Genomic DNA, 19,605 nt, shown 5'->3' with positions numbered 1-19,605 from the left:
TAGAATCCGGCCTCCACCACAGGAGACACGTTCATGACCCCTTTGTCGAAGATGCTGCGCGCCGCGGCGTTCACGGCCGCGCTGGCATCCGCCGCGGCACCGTTCGCGCAGGCCCAGTCACAACAGGCCGCCGCGACCTATCCGTCCAAGCCGATCCATTTCGTCGTACCGTTTCCGCCCGGCTCCGGCACCGACGTCGGCGCACGCTTCTTCGCGCGAAAGCTGGGCGAGCTGGCAGGACAGCCGGTGATCGTCGAGAACCGCGCGGGCGCCAACGGTTTCATCGCCGTGAAGGCCGTGACCTCCGCGCCTGCCGACGGCTACACCCTGCTGATGGGCAGCAACTCGACGCTGGCCACCAACGTGGCGCTGTTCAAGCAACTGCCGTACGACCCGGTGAAGGACCTGGCCCCGGTCTCGACGCTCATGCGCTCGCCCATCGTGCTCATCGTGCCGGCCAACTCGCCCTACAAGACACTCAAGGACCTGATCGATGCGGCGCGCGCCAAGCCCGGGCAGCGCACCTATGCATCGGGGTCGGCCGCCTACCAGCTCATGGGCGAACTGTTCGCCGACAAGGCCGGCATCCAGCTGCTCAACGTGCCCTACAAGGGCGCGCCCGATGCAGTCAACGCCACGCTCTCCGGGCAGACCGATCTGGGCTTTTCCGACATCACCGCTACCATGGAATTGCTGCGCGGCGGCAAGATCCGCGCACTCGCCATTGCGGCCGACCAGCGCCTTGCCGGCCTGCCCGATGTGCCCACCGCGCAGGAACAGGGCATCGGCGGCTTCAGCGCCGACACGTGGACGGGCGTCGCCGTGGCGGCCAACACGCCGAAGCCGGTGGTCGACAAGCTGTCGGACATGTTCGTGAAGATCCTCGCCATGCCCGAGACGAGAGAGTTCTACGCCAGGCAGAACGTGATCACGATGAAAGGCGGCCAGGACGAACTGCGCGACTTCCAGCGCGAACAGATCGCCGTCTGGAAGCGCATCGCGGCGGCCGCAAGGATTGAACTCCAATGACCGATTCGCCCTCCATTTCCCAAAGCCGCGACGCCCATGTCGTCACGCTGACCCTGCGGCGCGGCCCGCACAACTTTGTCGATGCCGCCACGATGCGCGACCTGGCCGACCGCCTGGCCGCACTCGACGACGATGCGGACTGCCGCGCCATCGTGCTCGCGGCCGAAGGCAAGTCGTTCTGTGCCGGCGCCGACTTCTCGGGCGTTCCCTCGGGCGGCCAGGCCGTCGACCCCGCCGACTTCTACACCCACGCCATGCGGCTTTTCGACGCTCGAAAGCCGTTGGTCGCAGCGGTGCAAGGCTCGGCGGTGGGCGCGGGCGTCGGGCTTGCGCTGGTGGCCGACTTTCGCGTGAGCTGTGCGCAGGCGCGGTTCAGCGTCAACTTCAACCGGCTGGGCTTTCACCCCGGCTTCGGTCTGAGCCACACATTGCCTCGCCTGATCGGCATGCAGCGGGCCTCGATGCTGTTCTACACGGGCCGCCGCATCGACGGCACCGAAGCGCTGGCCATCGGCCTGGTCGACGAACTGGTGACGACGGACGAGGTGCTGGCCCGCGCCCAGGCGCTCGCCCAGGAAATCGCCGTGTCGGCGCCGCTCGCGGTCCAGAGCACGCGCGCCACCTTGCGCGCCGGCTGCGCGCAGGACGTGCGCGCAATCAACCAACGGGAGCTGGCCGAGCAACAGGTGCAATTCCTGAGCGAAGACTTCCGTGAAGGCGTCAAGGCCATGGCCGAACGCCGCACGCCGCGCTTCACCGGTCGCTGAGCGACCACTCGATCAGCTTTGCACAGACAACGACGGAGTACCTGAATGAATTTCGAACTCGACCCCGAACACCAGACGCTCAAGGAGCTCGTCGCCAGCTTCGTGCGCGAAGACCTGCTGCCGCTGGAACCGGCCCTGCTGAAGCGGGAGGCCGCCGGTGAACCCTGGGAGCTGTCGGCCGACGAGCACGCGCGGCTGGACACCGTGTCGAAGGCCCGTGGCCTGTGGGGCCTCGATGCACCCGCCGAAATGGAGGGCCTCGACCTGCCGGTGGTGGCGATGGTCGGGGTGAACGAAGAATTCGGCAAGACCATCACGCCCTACGAGCTGCCCCCCGACTCGCCCAACCTGCGGATGCTGCTGACCGCCGCCAACGACGCGCAGCGCGCCGCCTACCTGGCCCCTTACGCACGCGGAGAGACGGTTTCGGCCATCGCCATTTCGGAGCCTGGCGCAGGCGCCGACCCTTCGGCCATGTCGACGCGTGCCGTGCGCGACGGCGACGACTGGGTTCTCAACGGCCGCAAGATCTGGATCAGCCGCGCCGCACGCGCGGACTGGACCATCGTCATGGCCGTCACGGACAAGACCAAGCCGGGCCGTCCAGGCATCTCGGCGTTCATCGTCGATCGCCAGACCCCGGGCTTTCGCGTCGAGCGTCGCATCCCCATGATCGGCGGCGTCTCGACCTACGAGGTGCTGCTCGAAGACTGTCGCGTGCCGCATGCACGCCTGCTCGGCCAGGAAGGCCAGGGGTTCGCGCCGATGCAGGCGCGCCTGTCGAGCCGGCGCCTGCAAATGGCCGCATGGTGCGTGGGCCGCGCCCAGCGCGCGCTCGACATGATGTGCGAGTACGCGCCGCAGCGCAGCACCTTCGGTGCCGCGCTCGCCGAACGCCAGACGGTGCAATGGTGGATTGCCGACGCGGCCACGCGCATTCACGCCTGCCGACTCATGACCTACGAAGCAGCCGCGCGCATCGATCGTGGCGACGAGGCGCGCAGCCAGGTCTCCATGGTCAAGGTGTTCGCCACGGAGATGGCGGGGAAAGTGATCGACCACGCGATGCAGATGTTCGGCGCCATGGGCATGACCAAGGAAATGCCACTGCATCAGATGGCCAACGAAGCGCGCCTGATGCGGATCTACGAAGGTCCGAGCGAAGTGCACCGCTGGGTGGTTGCACGCGAGCTGCTCGGCCTGAGGCGCTGACGGGAGGCCGGCACTCGCCGGCCATGCCTAGACGACGAGTCGGTACCCCACCGCCGTCTCCGTCAACAGATGCTTCGGCTGCGCCGGATCGGCCTCCAGTTTCTGTCGCAGATGTCCCATGTAGATGCGCAGGTAGTGGCTCTGGTCCGTGTGCGACGGGCCCCACACCTCGCGCAGCAGTTGCCGCTGCGTCAGCACGCGGCCGGCGTTGGCCACCAGCACCGACAGCAGCCGGTACTCGGTCGGCGTGAGGTGCACCTCGGCGCCGGCGCGGCGCACGATGCGTGCGGCGCGGTCCAGTTCGATCTCGCCGAAGCGGAACACGGCCTCGGCGGCCGGTTCGTCGCCGTTGCCGCCCGCGGCGCGTGGGCGGCGCAGGTTGGCGCGCACGCGGGCGAGCAACTCACCCGTGCCGAAGGGCTTGGTGAGGTAGTCGTCGGCGCCGGCGTCGAGTGCGGCGATCTTGTCGGCTTCGTCGGTGCGGGCCGAGAGCACGATGATCGGCACCTGCGACCAGCCGCGCACATCGCGGATCAACGATACGCCGTCGCCGTCGGGCAGGCCCAGGTCGAGCACCAGCAGGTCGGGCTGGCGCGTGCCGGCGGCCGCCAGGCCGTCGCGCAGCGTGCCGGCCTCGTGCACCTGCCAGCCTTCGGCCTCGAGCGCGCCGCGCACGAAGCGGCGGATCTGCGGCTCGTCTTCGATCACGATGGCGGTGGGGGATGGCATGGCGGATTTCAGAGCTGGGCTTCAGCGGGTTCGGGTGGCTCGCGGCGCGGCAAGGTGACGGTGAATTCTGCACCGCCGTCGCGCGCATTCGCCGCGCTGATCTCGCCGCCGTGTGCGCTCACCACGGCGCGGCAGATGGCCAGGCCGAGGCCGACGCCGGGCGTGGCGGATTCCGCTTCGCCGCGGGTGAACTTGTCGAACAGGGTCTGCTCGCGGCCGTGCAGCGCGGCCGGCAGGCCGGGGCCGTGGTCGCGCACGGTGAGCACCAGCGTGCCGGCCTCCGCGCGCGCACCCACCTCGATGGGTGCGGCGCCGTACTTGGCGGCGTTCTCCAGCAGGTTGACGAGCACGCGCTCGATGAGCACGGCGTCGAACTCGACCAGCGGCAGCTCGGGGTCCCACGCGGTCTGCACCACCATGCCGCGCAGCGCGGGGCGCGCGGCGCGGATCGCGGCGCCCACCACCTCTTCGACCGACTGCCAGTCGCGCCGCAGGTTCACGGTGCCGCCGGCCACGCCGCTTTCGAGGCGCGCCATGTCGAGCAGGTTGCTGACCAGCGCATGCAGGGCATGGGCCTGCGCGACGATGGCGCGCGCGGCCTCGCCGTGTTCTTCGGGCGGCAGGGTCTGCAGCGACTCGGCCAATGCGATGAGCGCGGTGAGCGGCGTGCGCACGTCGTGCGAGATGGCGCCGAGCAGCGCGTTGCGCAGGCGCTCCGATTCCATCTCCACCACGGCGCGTTGCGCGACTTCGACGTAGTGCACGCGCTCCAGCGCGATGGCGATCTGGCGTGCCAGCGTGTCCAGCTGCTGCGCCTGCTCGGGAATCAGCAGCCAGCGCGGACGGGCCGGGCACAGCGCGAGCACGCCGCGCACGCGCATGGGCGCGCGCAGCGGCACGTAGTGCCAAGGCTGCGCGGCGAGCGTGGCGGTGGCCAGGCCGGCGGGCTGGCCGTGGCGGAAGGCCCAGTCGGCCACCTGCGCGTCGAAGCCGGGCGGCGGGTCGGCGGGGGGCACGAGCTGGTCGGCCGCGTCGGTGACCAGCACGCGCGCATGGCCGCCGAAATGGGCCTGCACGGCGGCGGCGCCGAGCGCGACGACCTGGGTGCTTTCGAGCGCGGCCGAGAGTTCGCGCGTGAGCTCGAACAGCGAGCGCGCGCGACGCTCGCGGCTGGTCGACACGCCGGCCGCGAAGCGCAGCCCGGCCGTGAGCTGGCCCACCAGCAGGCCCACGCCGAGCATGACGGCAAAGGTCAGCAGGTACTGCACGTCGCTGACCGCGAAGGACAGGCGCGGCGCGACGAAGAAGTAGTCGAAGGCGGCCACGTTGAGCATGGCCGCCAGCGCCGAAGGCCCGCGCCCGAAGCGCATCGCCACGCCCACCACGCCGAGCAGGAACAGCATGACGATGTTGGACAGCTCCAGCACGCCCGTGAGCGGCGTGCACAGCAGCGTGAGCGCGATGCTGGTGGCCGCGGCCCAGGCGTAGCCGGGCCAGCGCGACTGCGCGCGTTCGTCGTCGTCGTCGGCCTGCGTGGCAACCAGCGTCGCCTGCGACAGGCGGCGCGCGCTGTCGGCGCGGCCCACTTCGAGGATGTCGAGCGCCGGTGCCCGCTGCGCCAGCGCGCGGGCCAGCGGCACGGCCGACGCGCCCCACCAGCGCCGCCAGCCGCGCACGGGCTCCGCGCGCCCGATGACCAGCGTCGCGCAGTTCAGGCGCCGCGCCTGCTCGGACAGTTGCTCCGCCACATCCGCACCGGTGAGCACGGCCGTGGCCGCGCCCAGTTCCTCCGCCAGTTTGAGCACGGCGAGGATGCGGTCGCGCTGCGCGGCATCGAGGCGCTGCAGCCGCGGCGTCTCGACGTACGCGGCATGCCAGCGCACGTTGAGCTGGCCGGCGAGCCGCGCGGCGGTGCGCACGGTCTGCGCCGCGCCCTCGTGCGGGCCGACGCAGGCCAGGATCGCACCCGAGGTGTTCCAGGCCTGCAGCGCCGCACCGCCCTGCCCGTTGCCGCCGGGGCCCGACTGTTCGACGCGCCAGCCGCGCACGTCGTCTTCGACATGCTCGGCGGTGCGGCGCAGGGCGATCTCGCGCAGCGCGATCAGGTTGCCCTTGCGGAAGAAATTCTGTGCGGCGCGCTCGGCCTGTTGCGGCAGGTAGACCTTGCCGGCCGCGAGCCGCGCCGTGAGTTCGTCGGGCGTGACGTCGACCAGCACCACCTCGTCGGCCTCGTCGAGCACGGTGTCGGGCACGGTCTCGTGCACGCGCACGCCGGTGATGGCGCCGACGGTGCCGTTGAGGCTTTCCAGGTGCTGCACGTTGAGCGCCGACCACACCTCGATGCCGGCGGCCAGCAGCTCCTGCACGTCCTGCCAGCGCTTGGCGTGGCGCGAGCCGGGCGCGTTGGTGTGGGCGAGTTCGTCGACCAGCAGCACGGCGGGCTTGCGCGCGAGGGCGGCGTCGAGGTCGAACTCGGCGAGCGTGCGGCCGCGGTAGGGCAGCTCGCGCAGCGGCAGCGTGTCGAGCCCCGTGAGCAGCGCGGCGGTCTCGCTGCGGCCGTGCGTTTCGACCACGCCGATGAGCACGTCGCGCCCGGCCTCGCGCTCGCGCCGGGCGGCGCTGAGCATGGCCCAGGTCTTGCCCACGCCCGCGCTGGCACCGAAGTAGATGCGCAGCTTGCCGCGCAGCGCGCGCGCCTCGTCGCTGCGCAGTTGCGCGAGCAGGGCGTCGGGGTCGGGGCGGGTCTCGGGCATGGGGGAGTGCAGATTAGCGCATCGGCCCGTTCTTGCGCCGCCGTTCATGCCGGCGTGCGGTGCGCGACAGCACCCACCAGGCGAAGCCCAGCGGCACGAACAGCGCAGCCATGGCCAGCAGCGCGTGCAACAGGTCAGTGACCATGGCGCAGGCCGCAACGCGCGAGGTGATCGCGCCAGCTCATGAGCCGGCCGATCTCGCCCGACGGCACGCACTCGATGAGGCGGTGCAGCACCTCGGCATAGCGCGCGGTCGGGAAACGGATCATCAGGCGCACGCAGGGCGCATCGCTCTCCTGCGAGCTGCAGGCATGCAGCAGCGGCTCGCAGCGCACCACGCCGGCCTCGGCGCAGGCGGCAATGCTGCGGCGCACGCGCAACGCGTCGGCGCAGCAGACGGTGACGTCGAGCACATGGAACTGCGTCGTGCGCGGCGCGATCGGACTTCGCACGACGGCGACAGGATGTTCACGGTAGGCGGCATAGGCCATGGTTGTTTTCTCCTCAACGCACCGCCGAAGAAGCATCGAGCGCCAGGTTCAGCGCCAGCACGTTGACGCGCGATTCGCCCAGCACGCCCCACAGCGGCTTCTGGGTGTTTTGCACGATCAACGCGTTCACCTGATCGATCGGCACGCCACGTTCGCGCGCCACGCGGGCGGCCTGGTAGTGCGCGGCGGCGGGGCTGATGTCGGGGTCGAGCCCGCTGGCCGAGGCCGTGACGAGGTCCACCGGCACCGGCGCGGTGTTGCCCGGATCGGCCGTGCGCAGCGCTTCGACGCGTGCCTTCACTGCATCGGCCAGCGCGGGGTTCAGCGGGCCCTGGTTGGAGCCGCCCGAAGCACTGGCGTTGTAGGGCTGCGGCGCGGTGGCCGACGGGCGGCCCCAGAAGTGCTTCGGGTCGCTGAAGTTCTGGCCGATGAGCGCGGAGCCGACCGGCTTGCCGTCGCGCATCACCAGGCTGCCCGCCGCCTGCGCGGGGAACAGCGCCTGCGCGGCGCCGGTGACGGCCGCCGGGTAGAGCAGGCCGGTGAATGCGCTCAGCAGTGCGAAGAGCACGAGCGCGGGGCGGACGATGCCGCCGTTGTTGTTGTGGCTTGTCATGATGAAGAACTCCTCAGACCAGATGGACTGCAACCAGCAGCCAGTCGATCAACTTGATGCCGATGAAGGGAACGAGCAAACCGCCCAGGCCGTAGATGGCGAGGTTGCGGCGCAGCAGCGCGGCGGCGCCCACCGGCCGGTAGCGCACGCCCTTGAGCGCCAGCGGAATCAGGAACACGATGACGAGCGCGTTGAAGATCACCGCCGACAAAATGGCCGACGACGGGCTGGCCAGGCGCATCACGTTGAGCGCACCGAGCTGCGGGTAGGTCGACACGAAGATCGCCGGAATGATCGCGAAGTACTTCGCCACGTCGTTCGCGATCGAGAAGGTGGTGAGCGAGCCGCGCGTCATGAGCAGCGCCTTGCCGGTTTCCACCACCTCGAGCAGCTTGGTCGGGTTGGAGTCGAGGTCGACCATGTTGCCGGCCTCCTTCGCGGCCTGCGTGCCGCTGCCCATGGCCACGGCCACGTCGGCCTGCGCGAGCGCGGGGGCGTCGTTGGTGCCGTCGCCGGTCATCGCGACCAGGCGGCCTTCGGCCTGGTACTTGCGGATGAGCGCGAGCTTGTCCTCGGGCGTGGCTTCGGCCAGGAAGTCGTCCACGCCGGCCTCGGCCGCAATGGCGGCGGCCGTGAGCTTGTTGTCGCCCGTGATCATCACGGTCTTGATGCCCATGCGGCGCAGCTCGGCAAAGCGGTCGCGGATGCCGGTCTTGACGATGTCCTTGAGCTCGACCACGCCGAGCACGCGGTTGCCTTCGGCCACGGCCAGCGGCGTGCTGCCGCGGCGTGCCGTTTCTTCGGCGGCGCGCAGCATCTCGGCCGGCATGGTGCCGCCGAACGATTCGACATGGCGGCGCACCGCATCGACCGCGCCCTTGCGCAGCACGATGGCATCGGTGTCCAGGCTGTTGGGCGCGGCCGGCAGGTCGACGCCGCTCATGCGGGTCTGTGCGGTGAAGGGCACATAGCGCAGCACGTCGACGGAGGCGGCCTCCAGGCCGTCGCGGCGTGCGAGCTCGACGATGCTGCGGCCTTCGGGCGTTTCGTCGGCCAGCGAGGCGAGCATGGCGGCGCGTGCGAGGCGGCCCTTGGGCACGCCGGGCGCGGGCAGGAAGGCGCTGGCCTGGCGGTTGCCGTGCGTGATGGTGCCGGTCTTGTCGAGCAGCAGCACGTCGACGTCGCCGGCGGCTTCCACCGCGCGGCCCGAGGTGGCGATCACGTTGGCCTGCATCATGCGGCTCATGCCGGCCACGCCCACGGCCGAGAGCAGGCCGCCGATGGTGGTCGGGATCAGGCACACGAGCAGCGCGACCAGCGCGGTGAGCGACACCACGGTGCCCGCGCCCGCGGCCTCGACGCTGAACACCGAGAACGGCAGCAGCGTGACGGTGACCATGAGGAACACGATGGTGAGCGCCACCAGCAGGATGGTCAGCGCGATCTCGTTCGGCGTCTTGTGGCGCTTGGCCGCCTCGACCATGCCGATCATGCGGTCCAGGAACGACTCGCCGGGATTCACCGAGATGCGCACCACCAGCCAGTCGGACAGCACGCGCGTGCCGCCGGTGACGGCCGAGAAGTCGCCGCCCGACTCGCGCACCACGGGCGCCGATTCGCCGGTGATGGCGCTTTCGTCGACCGAGGCCACGCCTTCGATCACCTCGCCGTCGAGCGGGATCACGTCGCCGGCTTCGACCAGCACGACGTCGCCCTTGCGCAGGTTGGGCGCCTGCTCGGGCAGCCACGGCGCACCGTGGTGCGGCTGCTGCTGGTCCTTCAGCTTCTTGGCCCAGGTGTCCTTGCGCAGGCCGCGCAGCGAGGCCGCCTGCGCCTTGCTGCGGCCTTCGGCCAGCGCCTCGGCGAAGTTGGCGAACAGCACGGTGAACCACAGCCACACGGTCACGGCCAGCACGAAGGCGGGCTGCATGCCGGTGTCGCCCGGAAAGCTCAGCGCATGCACCCACAGCAGCGTCGTGAGGATGCTCCCGATGTAGACGATGAACATCACCGGGTTGCGCCACTGGGTGCGCGGGTTCAGCTTGGCGAAGGCGCCCCACAGCGCGGGCTTCACGAGCGCTGCGTCGAACAGCGAAAGAGAGGTTTTGGTTTTGGCAGTCATGGTGCGCTCCTTCTTATTTCCAGAGCACGAGGTGTTCGACGATCGGCCCGAGGGCCAGTGCCGGCACGTAGTTGAGCAGGCCGACCAGCAGCACGGTGCCGATCAGCAGGAAGACGAACAGCGGGCCGTGCGTGGGCAGCGTGCCGCTGGTGACGGGCAGGCGCTTCTTGGCGGCCAGCGCGCCGGCAATGGCGAGCACCGGCACGATCATCGCGAAGCGCCCGAGCCACATCGCCAGGCCGAGCAGGCCGTTGTAGAACGGTGTGTTGGCCGACAGGCCCGCGAAGGCGCTGCCGTTGTTGTTGGCGGCCGAGGTCAGCGCATACAGCACTTCCGAGAAGCCGTGCGCGCCGGGGTTGGCGATGCCGACCTTGCCCGCACCCGCGCTCACCGCCAGCGCCGTGCCCGCCAGCACCAGCACCGGCGTGACCAGGATGGCGATGGAGATCAGCTTCATCTCGCGCACCTCGATCTTCTTGCCGAGGTACTCGGGCGTGCGCCCGATCATCAGGCCCGCGATGAACACCGCGAGCATGGCGAACACCAGCATGCCGTACAGGCCGCTGCCCACGCCGCCGAAGACGACCTCGCCCAGCTGCATCAGCACCATGGGGACCATGCCGCCGATGGGCGTGAGCGAGTCGTGCATGGCGTTCACCGCGCCGCACGAGGCGGCGGTGGTCACGGCGGCGAAGAGGGCCGAGGCGTCGATGCCGAAGCGCACTTCCTTGCCTTCCATGTTGCCGCCGCTTTGCAGCGCGCTGGCCACCTGGTCCACGCCCAGCGGGCCCAGCAGCGGGTTGCCGGCCTGCTCGGCGGGCGTGACGGCCAGCACGGCCACCACGAACAGCACCGTCATCGCCGCGAGCACGGCCCAACCCTGGCGCAGGTCGCCGACCACGCGGCCGAAGGCGAAGCACAGCGCCGCCGGGATCAGGAAGATCGCCAGCATCTCCAGCAGGTTGCTGAACGCCGTCGGGTTCTCGTAGGGATGCGCCGAGTTGGCGTTGAAGAAGCCGCCGCCGTTGGTGCCGAGCATCTTGATCGCTTCCTGCGAAGCGACCGGGCCCATGGCCAGTGTCTGCGTCTGTGTGGTGGCGTCTTCCATCACGGGGGCGCCCTTGTCGTCCTTCAGCGGCTGGCCGTCGGGGCCGTTCTTCGGTTGCTGGAAGGCCGTGGCCTCGATCGTCTGCACGCTCTTGTAGGCGTCGAAGTTCTGGATCACGCCCTGCCCTGCCAGGCACAGCGCGAGCACGAACGAGATCGGCAGCAGCACCCACAGCGTGACGCGTGTCACGTCGGCCCAGAAGTTGCCGACCAGGCCCTTGCCGTCACCGCGGCGCGCGAAGCCGCGCACCAGCGCGAAAGCGACCGCGATGCCAGTGGCGGCGGACAGGAAGTTCTGCACCGCCAGGCCGAGCATCTGCGTGAGGTAGCTCATGGTCGACTCGCCGCCGTAGCCCTGCCAGTTGGTGTTGGCGACGAAGCTCACCGCGGTGTTGAAGGCCGAGTCGGGCGACACCGCGCCCATGCCGGCCGGGTTGAACGGCAGCCCGCCCTGCAGGCGTTGCAAGGCATAGAGAAAGATCGCGCCGATGGCGTTGAACGCGAGCAGCGCCAGCGCGTAGCGCAGCCAGTGCATCGACTGCTCGGGCTGCGTGCCCGCAAGGCGGTACAACGGCGCTTCGATGCGCTGCATCCAGCGCGGCACGCGCTCGGCGCACAGCGCGGCCAGCAGCTTGCCCAACGGCCAGGCCAGCACGAGCAGCGCGCCGAGAAAAAGGGCCAGCAAGACCCAGGCCGAGGTTTCCATGTCAGAACTCCTCGGCGCAGATCAGCGCGAACACCAGGTACGCGAACAGGACCACGGCGACCAGCGCGCCGAAGCCGTACAGGACTTCGAGGCCGATCACGATGCATCCCCCGGCGTGCGTGTCGTATCAACGCCCGCGTGCGGCTTCTGCGGCCCTTCGAGCCGGTTCAGCCCGACGACCATGGCCGCCACCACGACCCACAGCGCCAGCAAGGCGCCCATCCAGACGATGTCCATTCATCACTCCTGCAAACAAGATGAAAGGAGTCTCGGCAGGCGTGCGTAAAACCGGGGGAAAGAGTGAGTGGGGGGCCGTAAAGAAAGCGTAAAAACGCGGGCAACGCAGAGGATGAGGCCCGCCTGGTGCGTCGCGTCGAATGTCTCGGCGAGCTCCAGCAAGGGGCCGGAGCCATTCAAACAGCCAAGACTGTTGCCGATGGCGCGGCCCTGTCAGTCCACCTGCCGGGGATACCCGATCTCGGCGATGTCATTTCCGAGCGACGCCATGTCGAGGTCGGGATTGAATCGTCGGACGAGCGCATCGCTGAGCGGTTGGTGCCGATAGATCGCCTCGACATCGCCCAGGTCGAGGTCGCGTTCGTAGTAGTCAGCCGCGAATTCGACGTACTGCTCGGGCCGGCCGGCGAGGATGCCAAGCAGCTCGGCGGAGCCATCCGGATCTTCACCCGGCGGAAGCTCGACCGGTCCGCAAGTCCAGCGTTCTTCATGGCTCAGGCGCCAGAGACAGAAGGTGCTGTCGCTGGTCGTGAACGCCGGCTCTTCCAGCAGGTTGGCGTGGAACTCCGCCGGCAGCCGTTCGAAGATTCCGGGCCATGGCGTCCCCGGCCGGAATACCGGAGCCTCGTGCGCAAGCCCGTGGAGCGCGACGCCGGCCTGGCAGAAGATGGCAAACCAATGATCGCCCGAACCATTGCGCATCGATGCCATCGCCGCCTCATCCGACCACGCGGCGTTGAACGCGTAGTACCGGTACTCCCACTCCGGCGAGAGCATGGCGTCGAGCATTGCAAGAGACTGGGTCAGTCGCTTCAACGTCGGAATGTCTGGAAGCGCCTTCAGGTTTCTCGTCGAGAGGGTCATGCGGGGGCGAAGTTGGTTGGGGGATGAACGCGCATGCTATCTGCCGATCGGGTCGGGTGCATGTCTGCCGCCCGAACGCTACAGCGCACAGGTTCAGTTCCGCTACACGCCGGACGGAGGCCCTGTCCATGACATCTACTACCCGGTGGTCATGGACGTGGTGCCCTGATTCGGGCGAGCGACAGGCTCAGTGCGCCATCCACCGCCCGTCGTCACGCCGGCTCAGGAAGTAGCCGGCGCGGGCGGCGCGCGGGTCATCGGCTGATTTCTCGTTGACGATGTCCATCTCGGCGCGCGCGATCAGCCAGGTGCCGCCCTGCTTGCCGTTGGACCATTGGAAGCGGTGGAAGCGCGCGTCGGAGCCGATGTAGAAGGTGTGCTGCAGCGGCGACGCGCCGTAGTTGCGGAACGCGGTGACGGGAATCTGCTGCGTCTCGCGGGCGCTGCCACAGCCTGCCGCCGCGAGAAGCGCCGCGACCGCCAGGGCCGCGACGCTGCCGCGCGAAAGAACCCGCGCGGTGCCCATGGCCCGGGTCAGCGGCCGAAGCCGCGGTTGTACGAACCCACGGCGGAGTTGTAGTAGCTCACGATGTTCTTGTACGTCGACGGGAACTTGCTGTCCTTGAACGTGCGCCATTGGCCGATCATGTTCAGCAGGCTGCCGTGCAGCGACTCGTAGTTGTAGTTGGGCGCCTTGCCTGCGTCCCCCTTGGCCTTGGCTGCGGCCTTGGCTTCTTCCAGCGCCTTGGAGAGTTCTTCCAGCGAAGCCTGCAACTCGCTGGCCGCCGCATCGACCTTGGCGACGGCGTTCTTGTTCTTCAGGCCGTCGATCTGGTCGAGGCCGTTGACGAACTTCTTGGCCACCGCCATCGAGGCCAGCGTGTGGTAGTTGAGCATGTCGCCCTCGGCCTTGAGCTTGGCCATGCGTTCGGTGCGCGACGCCTCCTGCACGCGGTCCAGCTCGCCGCCCAGCGTGTCGATGCTGGCCAGCAGGCCCTTGAAGGCGGCGTTCATGTCGGCGTCGGCCGCGCGGCCCTTGACCCACTTGTCTTCGAGAAAGCTCTTGGACCGGTAGTACGGGTCCATCGGCGTCCAGACGGCGACGAGCTTCTCGCCCGTGACCACCACGCCGTCGACGGCCGCGTCGAGCGCCGCGTCGCCCGAACCGTCGGCGCGTGCCTTCTTCAGGTCGTCCACGATGGACTGCACATCGGAAGGGCTGCCATAGAACGAGTTCCCGCTCGGCGACTTGCCGTTCACGTTCATCTGCACGTAGCTCTTGTACTTGGCACCCACGCTGCGGTTGTCGTCGATGAGCCGGTTGTAGCCCTGGCTGTAGGTGGTGCGGGCCGCGGCCTGCACGCGGGCCGGGTCCTTGGCGGGCTGGGTCTTGCCCGATGCGGACGGCGATGGCGAGGCTGCCGCCGGCGTCGGCTTGTTGTCTTCCTTGCAGGCCGCGAGCACGGCACAGAAGCAAAGGCTCAAGGCAAACAGGCGCGTGCGCGCCGATCGGTTGTTGTGCGCAGTCATGGCGCTCTCCCTCGGTTGTGGTTGTTCGGTGCCGCGCCCGTCGATGAAGGCCATCGTTCGCAGCGGCATCAGGTACGGAAAATGATAGCCAGCGCCACCGCGCCCGATCGTCGCGAACGCGCGAAAAACGCCCCGCGCACCGAACTAAATTGTGAGGATTCGCTTCAAGGCACGCCCTGAAAAATCAGAGCGTGCGTTCGAGCTGCCAGGCTTGGTACTTCAGGCTTACCACCGCACCGATCACGATGCCCGCGATGGCCGGCAGGCTCGCGATGCTCAGTGTCGACAACGCGCTCAGGCCCTGCCCGATGGTGCAGCCCATGGCCGTGACGCCGCCGATGCCCATGAGCACCGCACCCGTCGCGTGGTGCGCGAGGTCGCCGGTGCCGGCGAAGCCTTCCCAGCGGAATTCGCGCGACCACAGCGCATGCAGCGCCGCGCCCGCCACCACGCCGGCCACCGACACGATGCCCAGCGTGAGGCGCTTGTTGGCATCGCTGTAGAACATGAGCCAGTCGAGCGCATAGGCCACTGGCGTGACGAAGCTCAGCGCCTCGGCGCGGCCGGAGTTGGTGGCGAGGAACACGTGCTCGAGCGTGAGCGGATGCTCCTCGACCACCGCCCAGTGGCCGCTGAGCCACCACGCACCGACGACCAGTGCGCCGATCAGCATGCCGCCGACGAGACTGCGCACGTCGCGCGTCTCGCGGCCCCATGCGGCCCACACGAGCAACGCGCCGCCGAGCACCAGGCCGAGCGCGAGGCGCAGCGACGATGCGTTCAGTTGGAAAGACGCGGCCAGCACATCGGGCAGCGACGCATTCATCGCCAGGTCGATGTGCACCGCGTCGACGGTCGCGACGCGCAGCACCGCGGTGATGCCCTTCAGCGTGGCAAAGGCCGACACGCCCATGAGCACCAGCACCACCAGCGCCTTGAGGTTGCCGCCGCCCAGGCGCACCAGCGTCTTGTTGCCGCAGCCCGAGGACAGCACCATGCCCACGCCGAACAGCAGGCCGCCAACCAGCGCGGCGAGCCAGAGGATCTGGTGCGAGGCATACAGGGTGCGGTCGGCATCGACGAGCCCCGCGGACACGAGCGCCGAGAAGCCGATGAGCGCGACGCCGCCGGCCGCGGCCCATTGCTTCACGCGGGTCCAGTCGCCGAGCGCCACCACGTCGCTGATCGCGCCCATGGTGCAAAAGCGCGTGGCGCGCGCGACGGCGCCGAACACCGCCGACAGCACGAAGGCCGCCACGAGCGCGAGCGTGGTGAGAAGGGAAAGCTGCGCGATGGACATGCCCCGATTCTAGGGAGCGCCCTCGCGCGCGCGGAGGCTCAATTCAGGCCAGTCCGGGGTTCGGCGCGATGTTCTTCAGCACGGGTTCGTCGAGCCGGCGCGTGGTCACCACCTTGCGCGACTTCAGCCACGGCTCGATGACTTCCCACACCGGCTTGTTGCCGGCGGTGCGCGCCTCTTCGCTCACGGGCGCCCAGCCCGCGACCTTGTAGCTGCGATTGGCGTCGATGGGCTTGCCGCCCAGGCGCATGTCCTGGATGCGCTGGCCCATGGCGGCGGTCGGGTCGCAGGTGTATTGCAGCCCGCCCACGCGCACCATGTCGCCGCCCTGCTGGTAGTAGGGGTCGGGGTTGAAGAGGTTGTCGCAGACGTCTTCGAGCACGGTCTTGAGCGTCTCGCCGGTCATCTGCGTCACCGTCGCGTACGAGTACGTGGTGGCCGTCATGTCCATCAGCCACTCGCGCGTGATCGCCTGGCCGGGCAGCAGCGAGGTGCCCCAGCGGAAGCCGGGCGAGAAGGCGATGGGTGCGTCCTGCACTTCCATGAGCGCGTCGAGCAGCAGCTGGTCGCCGGTGCCGTTGAAGTTGCCGCGCCGGTACAACGCGCCGTCGGTGTGCGCAAGGGTTTCGGACAGCTTGGCTTCGTAGGGCGCGCGCACGCGGGTGATGAGCGCATCCATCTCCTTGTCGGCCGGAATCAGGTCGGAGAACACGGGCAGCAGGCGGTAGCGGAAGTCGCTCACCTTCTTGCCCTTGACGTCGAAGTCGATCACGCCGAGGAACTTGCCGTTGGAGCCGCCGTTGACCACGATGGTCTTGCCGCCCGCGTTGCTCACGAGCGTGGGCATGGGCGTGCCGTCGTGCGTGTGGCCGCCCAGGATGGCGTCGATGCCGGTGACGCGGCTGGCCATCTTCAGGTCGACGTCCATGCCGTTGTGCGACAGCACCACCACCACCTGCGCGCCCTTGCCGCGCGCCTCGTTCACCACGCGCTGCAGGTTGTCATCCTGGATGCCGAAGGTCCAGTCGGCCACCATGTAGCGCGGGTTGGCGATGGGCGTGTAGGGGAAGGCCTGGCCGATGATGGCGCAGGGCACGCCGTTGATCTCGCGCATCACGTAGGGCTTGAACACCGGGTCGCCGAAGTCGGCGGTCTTGACGTTCTGCGCGACGAACTCGACCTTGCCGGCAAAGTCTTTCTCGATGATCTGCTGCACCCGCGCCATGCCGTAGGTGAACTCCCAATGCCCGGTCATCACGTCGACGCCGAGCAGCTTGCAGGCGTCGACCATGTCCTGCGCATCGGTCCACAGCGAGGTGGCCGAGCCCTGCCAGGTGTCGCCGCCGTCGAGCAGCAGCGCGCCCGGGCGGCTGGCCTTGAGCTGCTTGACCAGCGTGGCCAGGTGCGCGAAGCCGCCGACCTTGCCGTAGCGCTGCGCGGCCTTGTCGAAGTCGAGGTAGGTGAGCGCGTGCGCCATGCGCGTGCCGGGCTTCACGCCCGCAGCTTTCAGCAGGTGCTCGCCCACGAGGTGCGGCACCTTGCCGCGCATGTTCCCCACGCCGATGTTGACGCCCGGTTCACGGAAGTACAGCGGCTTGAGCTGCGCGTGGCAGTCGGTCATGTGCAGCATCGACACGTTGCCGAAGGCCGGCACGGTGTACATGCCGTCGAGGCCGGCGGCCATGCTGCTGCCGTGGCGGCCCAGGCCCAGGCCGGCGACAGCGCCGGCACCGAGCATCTGGACGAACTCGCGCTTGGAAAGGTTCATGAAGGAAGAAGCCGGGCGTTCAGCGGTTGACGGGAGACTGGGGGTCGAGCAGCAAGCCCATCACGTCGCGGATCTGCTTCTCGTTGAGGATGCCGGAATGGCCGACGCGCGGCATGTTCGAGCAGGCGTTGTAGGCGCGCGCGTTCCACAGCTTGCCCCAGGTGTATTCGAGGATGGGCTTGGACGCAGCGCTGGCCGGGTCGCTCACGCCGCGCAGCTTGCCGTAGTGGTACAGGCTCGGGCCGAGCGTGCCGAAGGAGATTTCTTCCTTCGACATCTGGTGGCAGTTGTAGCAATTGCCGCCGTTGGCGGCGTTGGCCGCGTCGGTCCAGGTGAGGCCGCGGCCGTTCTGCGCGATCTTCTCGCCCTCGCGCCAGTCGCCGACGAACTTGCCATCGGAAGGCCAGCGCACGGTCTTCATGTTGGCGGCCTCGATCTCCTTGGTGCGCTGCTCGTCCAGCGGCTTGCCGCTGGCCTCGGCTTCGCTGCACGCGAGGTTGGCCGGGTCTTGCACGAGGCGGTCGACCTTGGCGATGCCCTGGTCGCGGAAGGAGCGCTGCAGCGCGTCGGCGGTGAGCTTGTCGAGCTCGGCGGCGCTGTCGACGGACGCGCAACCGAACACGGTGAGCGCGCAGGCCACGGCGGCCAGGCCGAAGAAATGATCTGATTTCATGGGCGTGGCTCCTTCAGCGCTTGATGGCCGGTGCGGTGGTCTTGCCGCCCTTGCCGTTGACGCCCATGTACACGGCCAGTGCCACGGTCACGTCGCTGGCGTAGCCCGGGTACGGAAAGCGCTGCTGGCGGAAGCAGTCGTTCAGCCGACGTTGCATGCCCCACAGTTCGCCGGACGACACGCGGTACGCCGGCCAGGCGCCGAAGCCTTCGCCGGCGCCGGGGTTCTTCGTGAGGTTGGGCAGGTCTTGCAAACGGATGCGCTTGCCGTCGGCGCCGTGGCAGGTGGCGCAGGCAAAGTCGTGCGGGCCGGCGCGCAGGAAGAACAGGCGCTTGCCCACTTCGTAGGCGCGGCGTTCGCTGGCGTGCGACTGCGGCAGGTTCAGCGGCAGGCCTTTCGATTCGGCCGAGATCCATGCCACCAGCCCCTCGAGGTTCTTCTGCTCGCCCTGGCCGAACGGCGTCTTGGCGATGGCGGCGGCGTCGAAGCCCTGCAAGGTTTCCATGCAGGTGAGCAGGCGCGACTCCATGTCCTGCACGCGGCCGGTGTCGGGAAAGTAGCGCGGCAGTTCGGCGAACGCGCCCTTCACCACGCCCGGGCCCTTGCCGAGGTCGCACTTCTCCATCGACGCGGCCTTGGGTCCGCGCTTCTGTTTCCAGAGGTCTTCGCCCTTGGCCTCGAACAGTTCGGCGGGGTTGCCGTCCTGCAGCAGCGCGCGGTACTCGGCGATGCCTTCGGCCGTGGTCTTCTGCGCCGCGGCGGGCAGTGCGATGCTGCCGGCCAGCACCAGCAGGCTCAGGCATGTGGTTGTCCTCATGGGGCCGCCTTTTTTTCTCGTGGGGAACACAACACGCGAGCGAGCGCCCGCGTGGGCGAAGAAAGCGTCAGCTGACGGTGGCTTCGTCGGTGCGGGTGTCGCCGCGGTTGTCCTTCCAGGTCACGGCGATCTTGTCGCCGGCCTTCGCGCCCTTCAGCGTGAACTGCATGAAGGGGTTCTTCGACACTGCCGGGCCCCAGTCGGCCGTGAGCACGGTCTTGCCGTTGAGCGAGGCCGTGACCTCCTGGATGAACCAGGCGGGGATGGTCTTGCCGGCGGCGTCCTTGCGCTGGCCGGTTTCCATTTCGTGCGCCATGAGGATGCGCACGGTCGTCTTGTCGCCCGCGGCCTGGGCGCGGATGCGCATGGGATCTGCCATGGTGGTCTCCTTCTTCTCGTCGTGTTCTGTGTGTGAAGCCGTCGCTCAGCCGCCGCAGCCGCCGAGCGTGACCTTGACTTCCTTCTTGGCGAAGAGCGCCTTGCCGTCGTTCATGACCGCGATCGCGTACACGTCGGACGACTGGCCCAGCTTGGCGCGCGTGGTGAAGTTCGACTCGACGAACTCCGAGGTGTTGAAGATCGCGACCACGGCGTTGGGGTTCTTCTCGACCAGCAGCATGAGCTGCTTCACGCCGGGCAAGGCGGTGGCCACGCTGAGCGGCACCACGGCGCCGTTCTCGGCGATGTCGGGGCCGGTGATGGTGACGTCCTTGCTCTCGGTGGGCGCGCCGGTGACGCCGACAGCCTTGAGCGCGTCGGCCACGCTCTTGGCGTCGAAGGCGTCTTTCGAATACGCGAGGGCGGTGGCGGGGAGCCAGCCGGCGGTGGCTGCCAGGCCTGCGAGGGCGGCGGACTGCGTGAGCATCTGTCTGCGGTTTTTCATGGGG

21 protein-coding genes are annotated in these 19,605 nt (G+C 68.9%); 3 read left to right on the top strand and 18 right to left on the bottom strand.

The window, feature by feature from the left end; genetic code table 11:
- Positions 1-33: 33 nt before the first annotated feature.
- Genes AC1RLW_RS22950 through AC1RLW_RS22940 form a run of 3 tightly spaced genes read left to right on the top strand, consistent with a single transcriptional unit; the run spans position 34 to position 3,008 of the window.
- Positions 34-1,029 carry a Bug family tripartite tricarboxylate transporter substrate binding protein gene (locus AC1RLW_RS22950; protein WP_493195232.1) on the top strand — a complete coding sequence of 332 codons (996 nt, stop codon included), beginning with the start codon at positions 34-36 and terminating at the stop codon, positions 1,027-1,029.
- Positions 1,026-1,796: an enoyl-CoA hydratase/isomerase family protein gene (locus tag AC1RLW_RS22945; protein ID WP_493195230.1), complete on the top strand. Its 771-nt coding sequence runs from the start codon at positions 1,026-1,028 to the stop codon at positions 1,794-1,796. The genes AC1RLW_RS22950 and AC1RLW_RS22945 overlap by 4 nt, the downstream gene beginning before the upstream one ends.
- 45 nt (positions 1,797-1,841) lie before the next feature.
- Complete coding sequence (locus AC1RLW_RS22940; protein WP_493195228.1) at positions 1,842-3,008, top strand: acyl-CoA dehydrogenase family protein; 1,167 nt, start codon at positions 1,842-1,844, stop codon at positions 3,006-3,008.
- A 27-nt stretch (positions 3,009-3,035) separates the two neighbouring features.
- Here the strand turns inward: AC1RLW_RS22940 and kdpE are convergent, their stop codons facing one another.
- The 18 genes from kdpE to soxY all read right to left on the bottom strand — a co-directional run bounded on the left by kdpE (position 3,036) and on the right by soxY (position 19,601).
- Positions 3,036-3,737: a two-component system response regulator KdpE gene (kdpE, locus tag AC1RLW_RS22935; protein ID WP_062480698.1), complete on the bottom strand. Its 702-nt coding sequence runs from the start codon at positions 3,735-3,737 to the stop codon at positions 3,036-3,038.
- A gap of 8 nt (positions 3,738-3,745) precedes the next feature.
- On the bottom strand, positions 3,746-6,490 hold the full coding sequence (locus AC1RLW_RS22930) for a DUF4118 domain-containing protein (protein ID WP_493195226.1): 2,745 nt from the start codon (positions 6,488-6,490) through the stop codon (positions 3,746-3,748).
- A 13-nt stretch (positions 6,491-6,503) separates the two neighbouring features.
- On the bottom strand, positions 6,504-6,635 hold the full coding sequence (locus AC1RLW_RS22925) for a hypothetical protein (RefSeq protein ID WP_255221096.1): 132 nt from the start codon (positions 6,633-6,635) through the stop codon (positions 6,504-6,506).
- A complete protein-coding gene (locus AC1RLW_RS22920) occupies positions 6,625-6,981 on the bottom strand; it encodes a hypothetical protein (protein ID WP_062473825.1) in 357 nt (118 codons plus the stop codon). Before AC1RLW_RS22920 ends, AC1RLW_RS22925 begins: the two co-directional genes overlap by 11 nt.
- A 13-nt stretch (positions 6,982-6,994) precedes the next feature.
- Positions 6,995-7,594, bottom strand: coding sequence for a potassium-transporting ATPase subunit KdpC (gene kdpC / locus AC1RLW_RS22915; RefSeq protein ID WP_493195224.1), 600 nt, complete (start codon positions 7,592-7,594; stop codon positions 6,995-6,997).
- A 13-nt stretch (positions 7,595-7,607) separates the two neighbouring features.
- A complete protein-coding gene (gene kdpB, locus AC1RLW_RS22910; RefSeq protein ID WP_493195222.1) occupies positions 7,608-9,716 on the bottom strand; it encodes a potassium-transporting ATPase subunit KdpB in 2,109 nt (702 codons plus the stop codon).
- A gap of 13 nt (positions 9,717-9,729) precedes the next feature.
- Positions 9,730-11,529 (bottom strand): potassium-transporting ATPase subunit KdpA, encoded by a 1,800-nt coding sequence (gene kdpA / locus AC1RLW_RS22905; RefSeq protein ID WP_493195220.1) that lies wholly within the window; start codon positions 11,527-11,529, stop codon positions 9,730-9,732.
- A 1-nt stretch (position 11,530) separates the two neighbouring features.
- Positions 11,531-11,629 (bottom strand): K(+)-transporting ATPase subunit F, encoded by a 99-nt coding sequence (kdpF, locus tag AC1RLW_RS22900; RefSeq protein ID WP_056576794.1) that lies wholly within the window; start codon positions 11,627-11,629, stop codon positions 11,531-11,533.
- The gene (locus tag AC1RLW_RS22895; RefSeq protein ID WP_172438440.1) at positions 11,626-11,766 is read right to left on the bottom strand and encodes a hypothetical protein; all 141 of its coding nucleotides are present in this window, start codon (positions 11,764-11,766) and stop codon (positions 11,626-11,628) included. Before AC1RLW_RS22895 ends, kdpF begins: the two co-directional genes overlap by 4 nt.
- Before the next feature lie 213 nt (positions 11,767-11,979).
- Positions 11,980-12,630, bottom strand: coding sequence for a hypothetical protein (locus tag AC1RLW_RS22890; RefSeq protein ID WP_493195218.1), 651 nt, complete (start codon positions 12,628-12,630; stop codon positions 11,980-11,982).
- 187 nt (positions 12,631-12,817) lie between these two features.
- The gene (locus AC1RLW_RS22885; protein WP_369645511.1) at positions 12,818-13,156 is read right to left on the bottom strand and encodes a hypothetical protein; all 339 of its coding nucleotides are present in this window, start codon (positions 13,154-13,156) and stop codon (positions 12,818-12,820) included.
- An 8-nt stretch (positions 13,157-13,164) separates the two neighbouring features.
- Positions 13,165-14,160 carry a DUF3829 domain-containing protein gene (locus AC1RLW_RS22880; RefSeq protein ID WP_493195216.1) on the bottom strand — a complete coding sequence of 332 codons (996 nt, stop codon included), beginning with the start codon at positions 14,158-14,160 and terminating at the stop codon, positions 13,165-13,167.
- 184 nt (positions 14,161-14,344) lie between these two features.
- Positions 14,345-15,460, bottom strand: a complete 1,116-nt coding sequence (locus tag AC1RLW_RS22875; protein ID WP_493195214.1) for a YeeE/YedE family protein — start codon at positions 15,458-15,460, stop codon at positions 14,345-14,347.
- A gap of 43 nt (positions 15,461-15,503) precedes the next feature.
- A complete protein-coding gene (soxB, locus tag AC1RLW_RS22870) occupies positions 15,504-17,228 on the bottom strand; it encodes a thiosulfohydrolase SoxB (protein ID WP_095747115.1) in 1,725 nt (574 codons plus the stop codon).
- A gap of 19 nt (positions 17,229-17,247) precedes the next feature.
- Positions 17,248-17,901 carry a sulfur oxidation c-type cytochrome SoxX gene (gene soxX, locus AC1RLW_RS22865; RefSeq protein ID WP_493195212.1) on the bottom strand — a complete coding sequence of 218 codons (654 nt, stop codon included), beginning with the start codon at positions 17,899-17,901 and terminating at the stop codon, positions 17,248-17,250.
- Between the two features lie 13 nt (positions 17,902-17,914).
- Complete coding sequence (gene soxA / locus AC1RLW_RS22860; RefSeq protein ID WP_062473848.1) at positions 17,915-18,718, bottom strand: sulfur oxidation c-type cytochrome SoxA; 804 nt, start codon at positions 18,716-18,718, stop codon at positions 17,915-17,917.
- Positions 18,719-18,785: 67 nt separating this feature from the next.
- Positions 18,786-19,097 (bottom strand): thiosulfate oxidation carrier complex protein SoxZ, encoded by a 312-nt coding sequence (gene soxZ, locus AC1RLW_RS22855; RefSeq protein WP_172438442.1) that lies wholly within the window; start codon positions 19,095-19,097, stop codon positions 18,786-18,788.
- 45 nt (positions 19,098-19,142) lie between these two features.
- Positions 19,143-19,601, bottom strand: a complete 459-nt coding sequence (gene soxY, locus AC1RLW_RS22850; RefSeq protein ID WP_056576806.1) for a thiosulfate oxidation carrier protein SoxY — start codon at positions 19,599-19,601, stop codon at positions 19,143-19,145.
- Positions 19,602-19,605: the final 4 nt, after the last annotated feature.

It is taken from the genome of Variovorax sp. GW822-FHT04A09, assembly GCF_058801005.1.
Note: the sequence above shows the minus strand (reverse complement) of the source record. Positions and strands in the feature narration are given on the sequence as shown.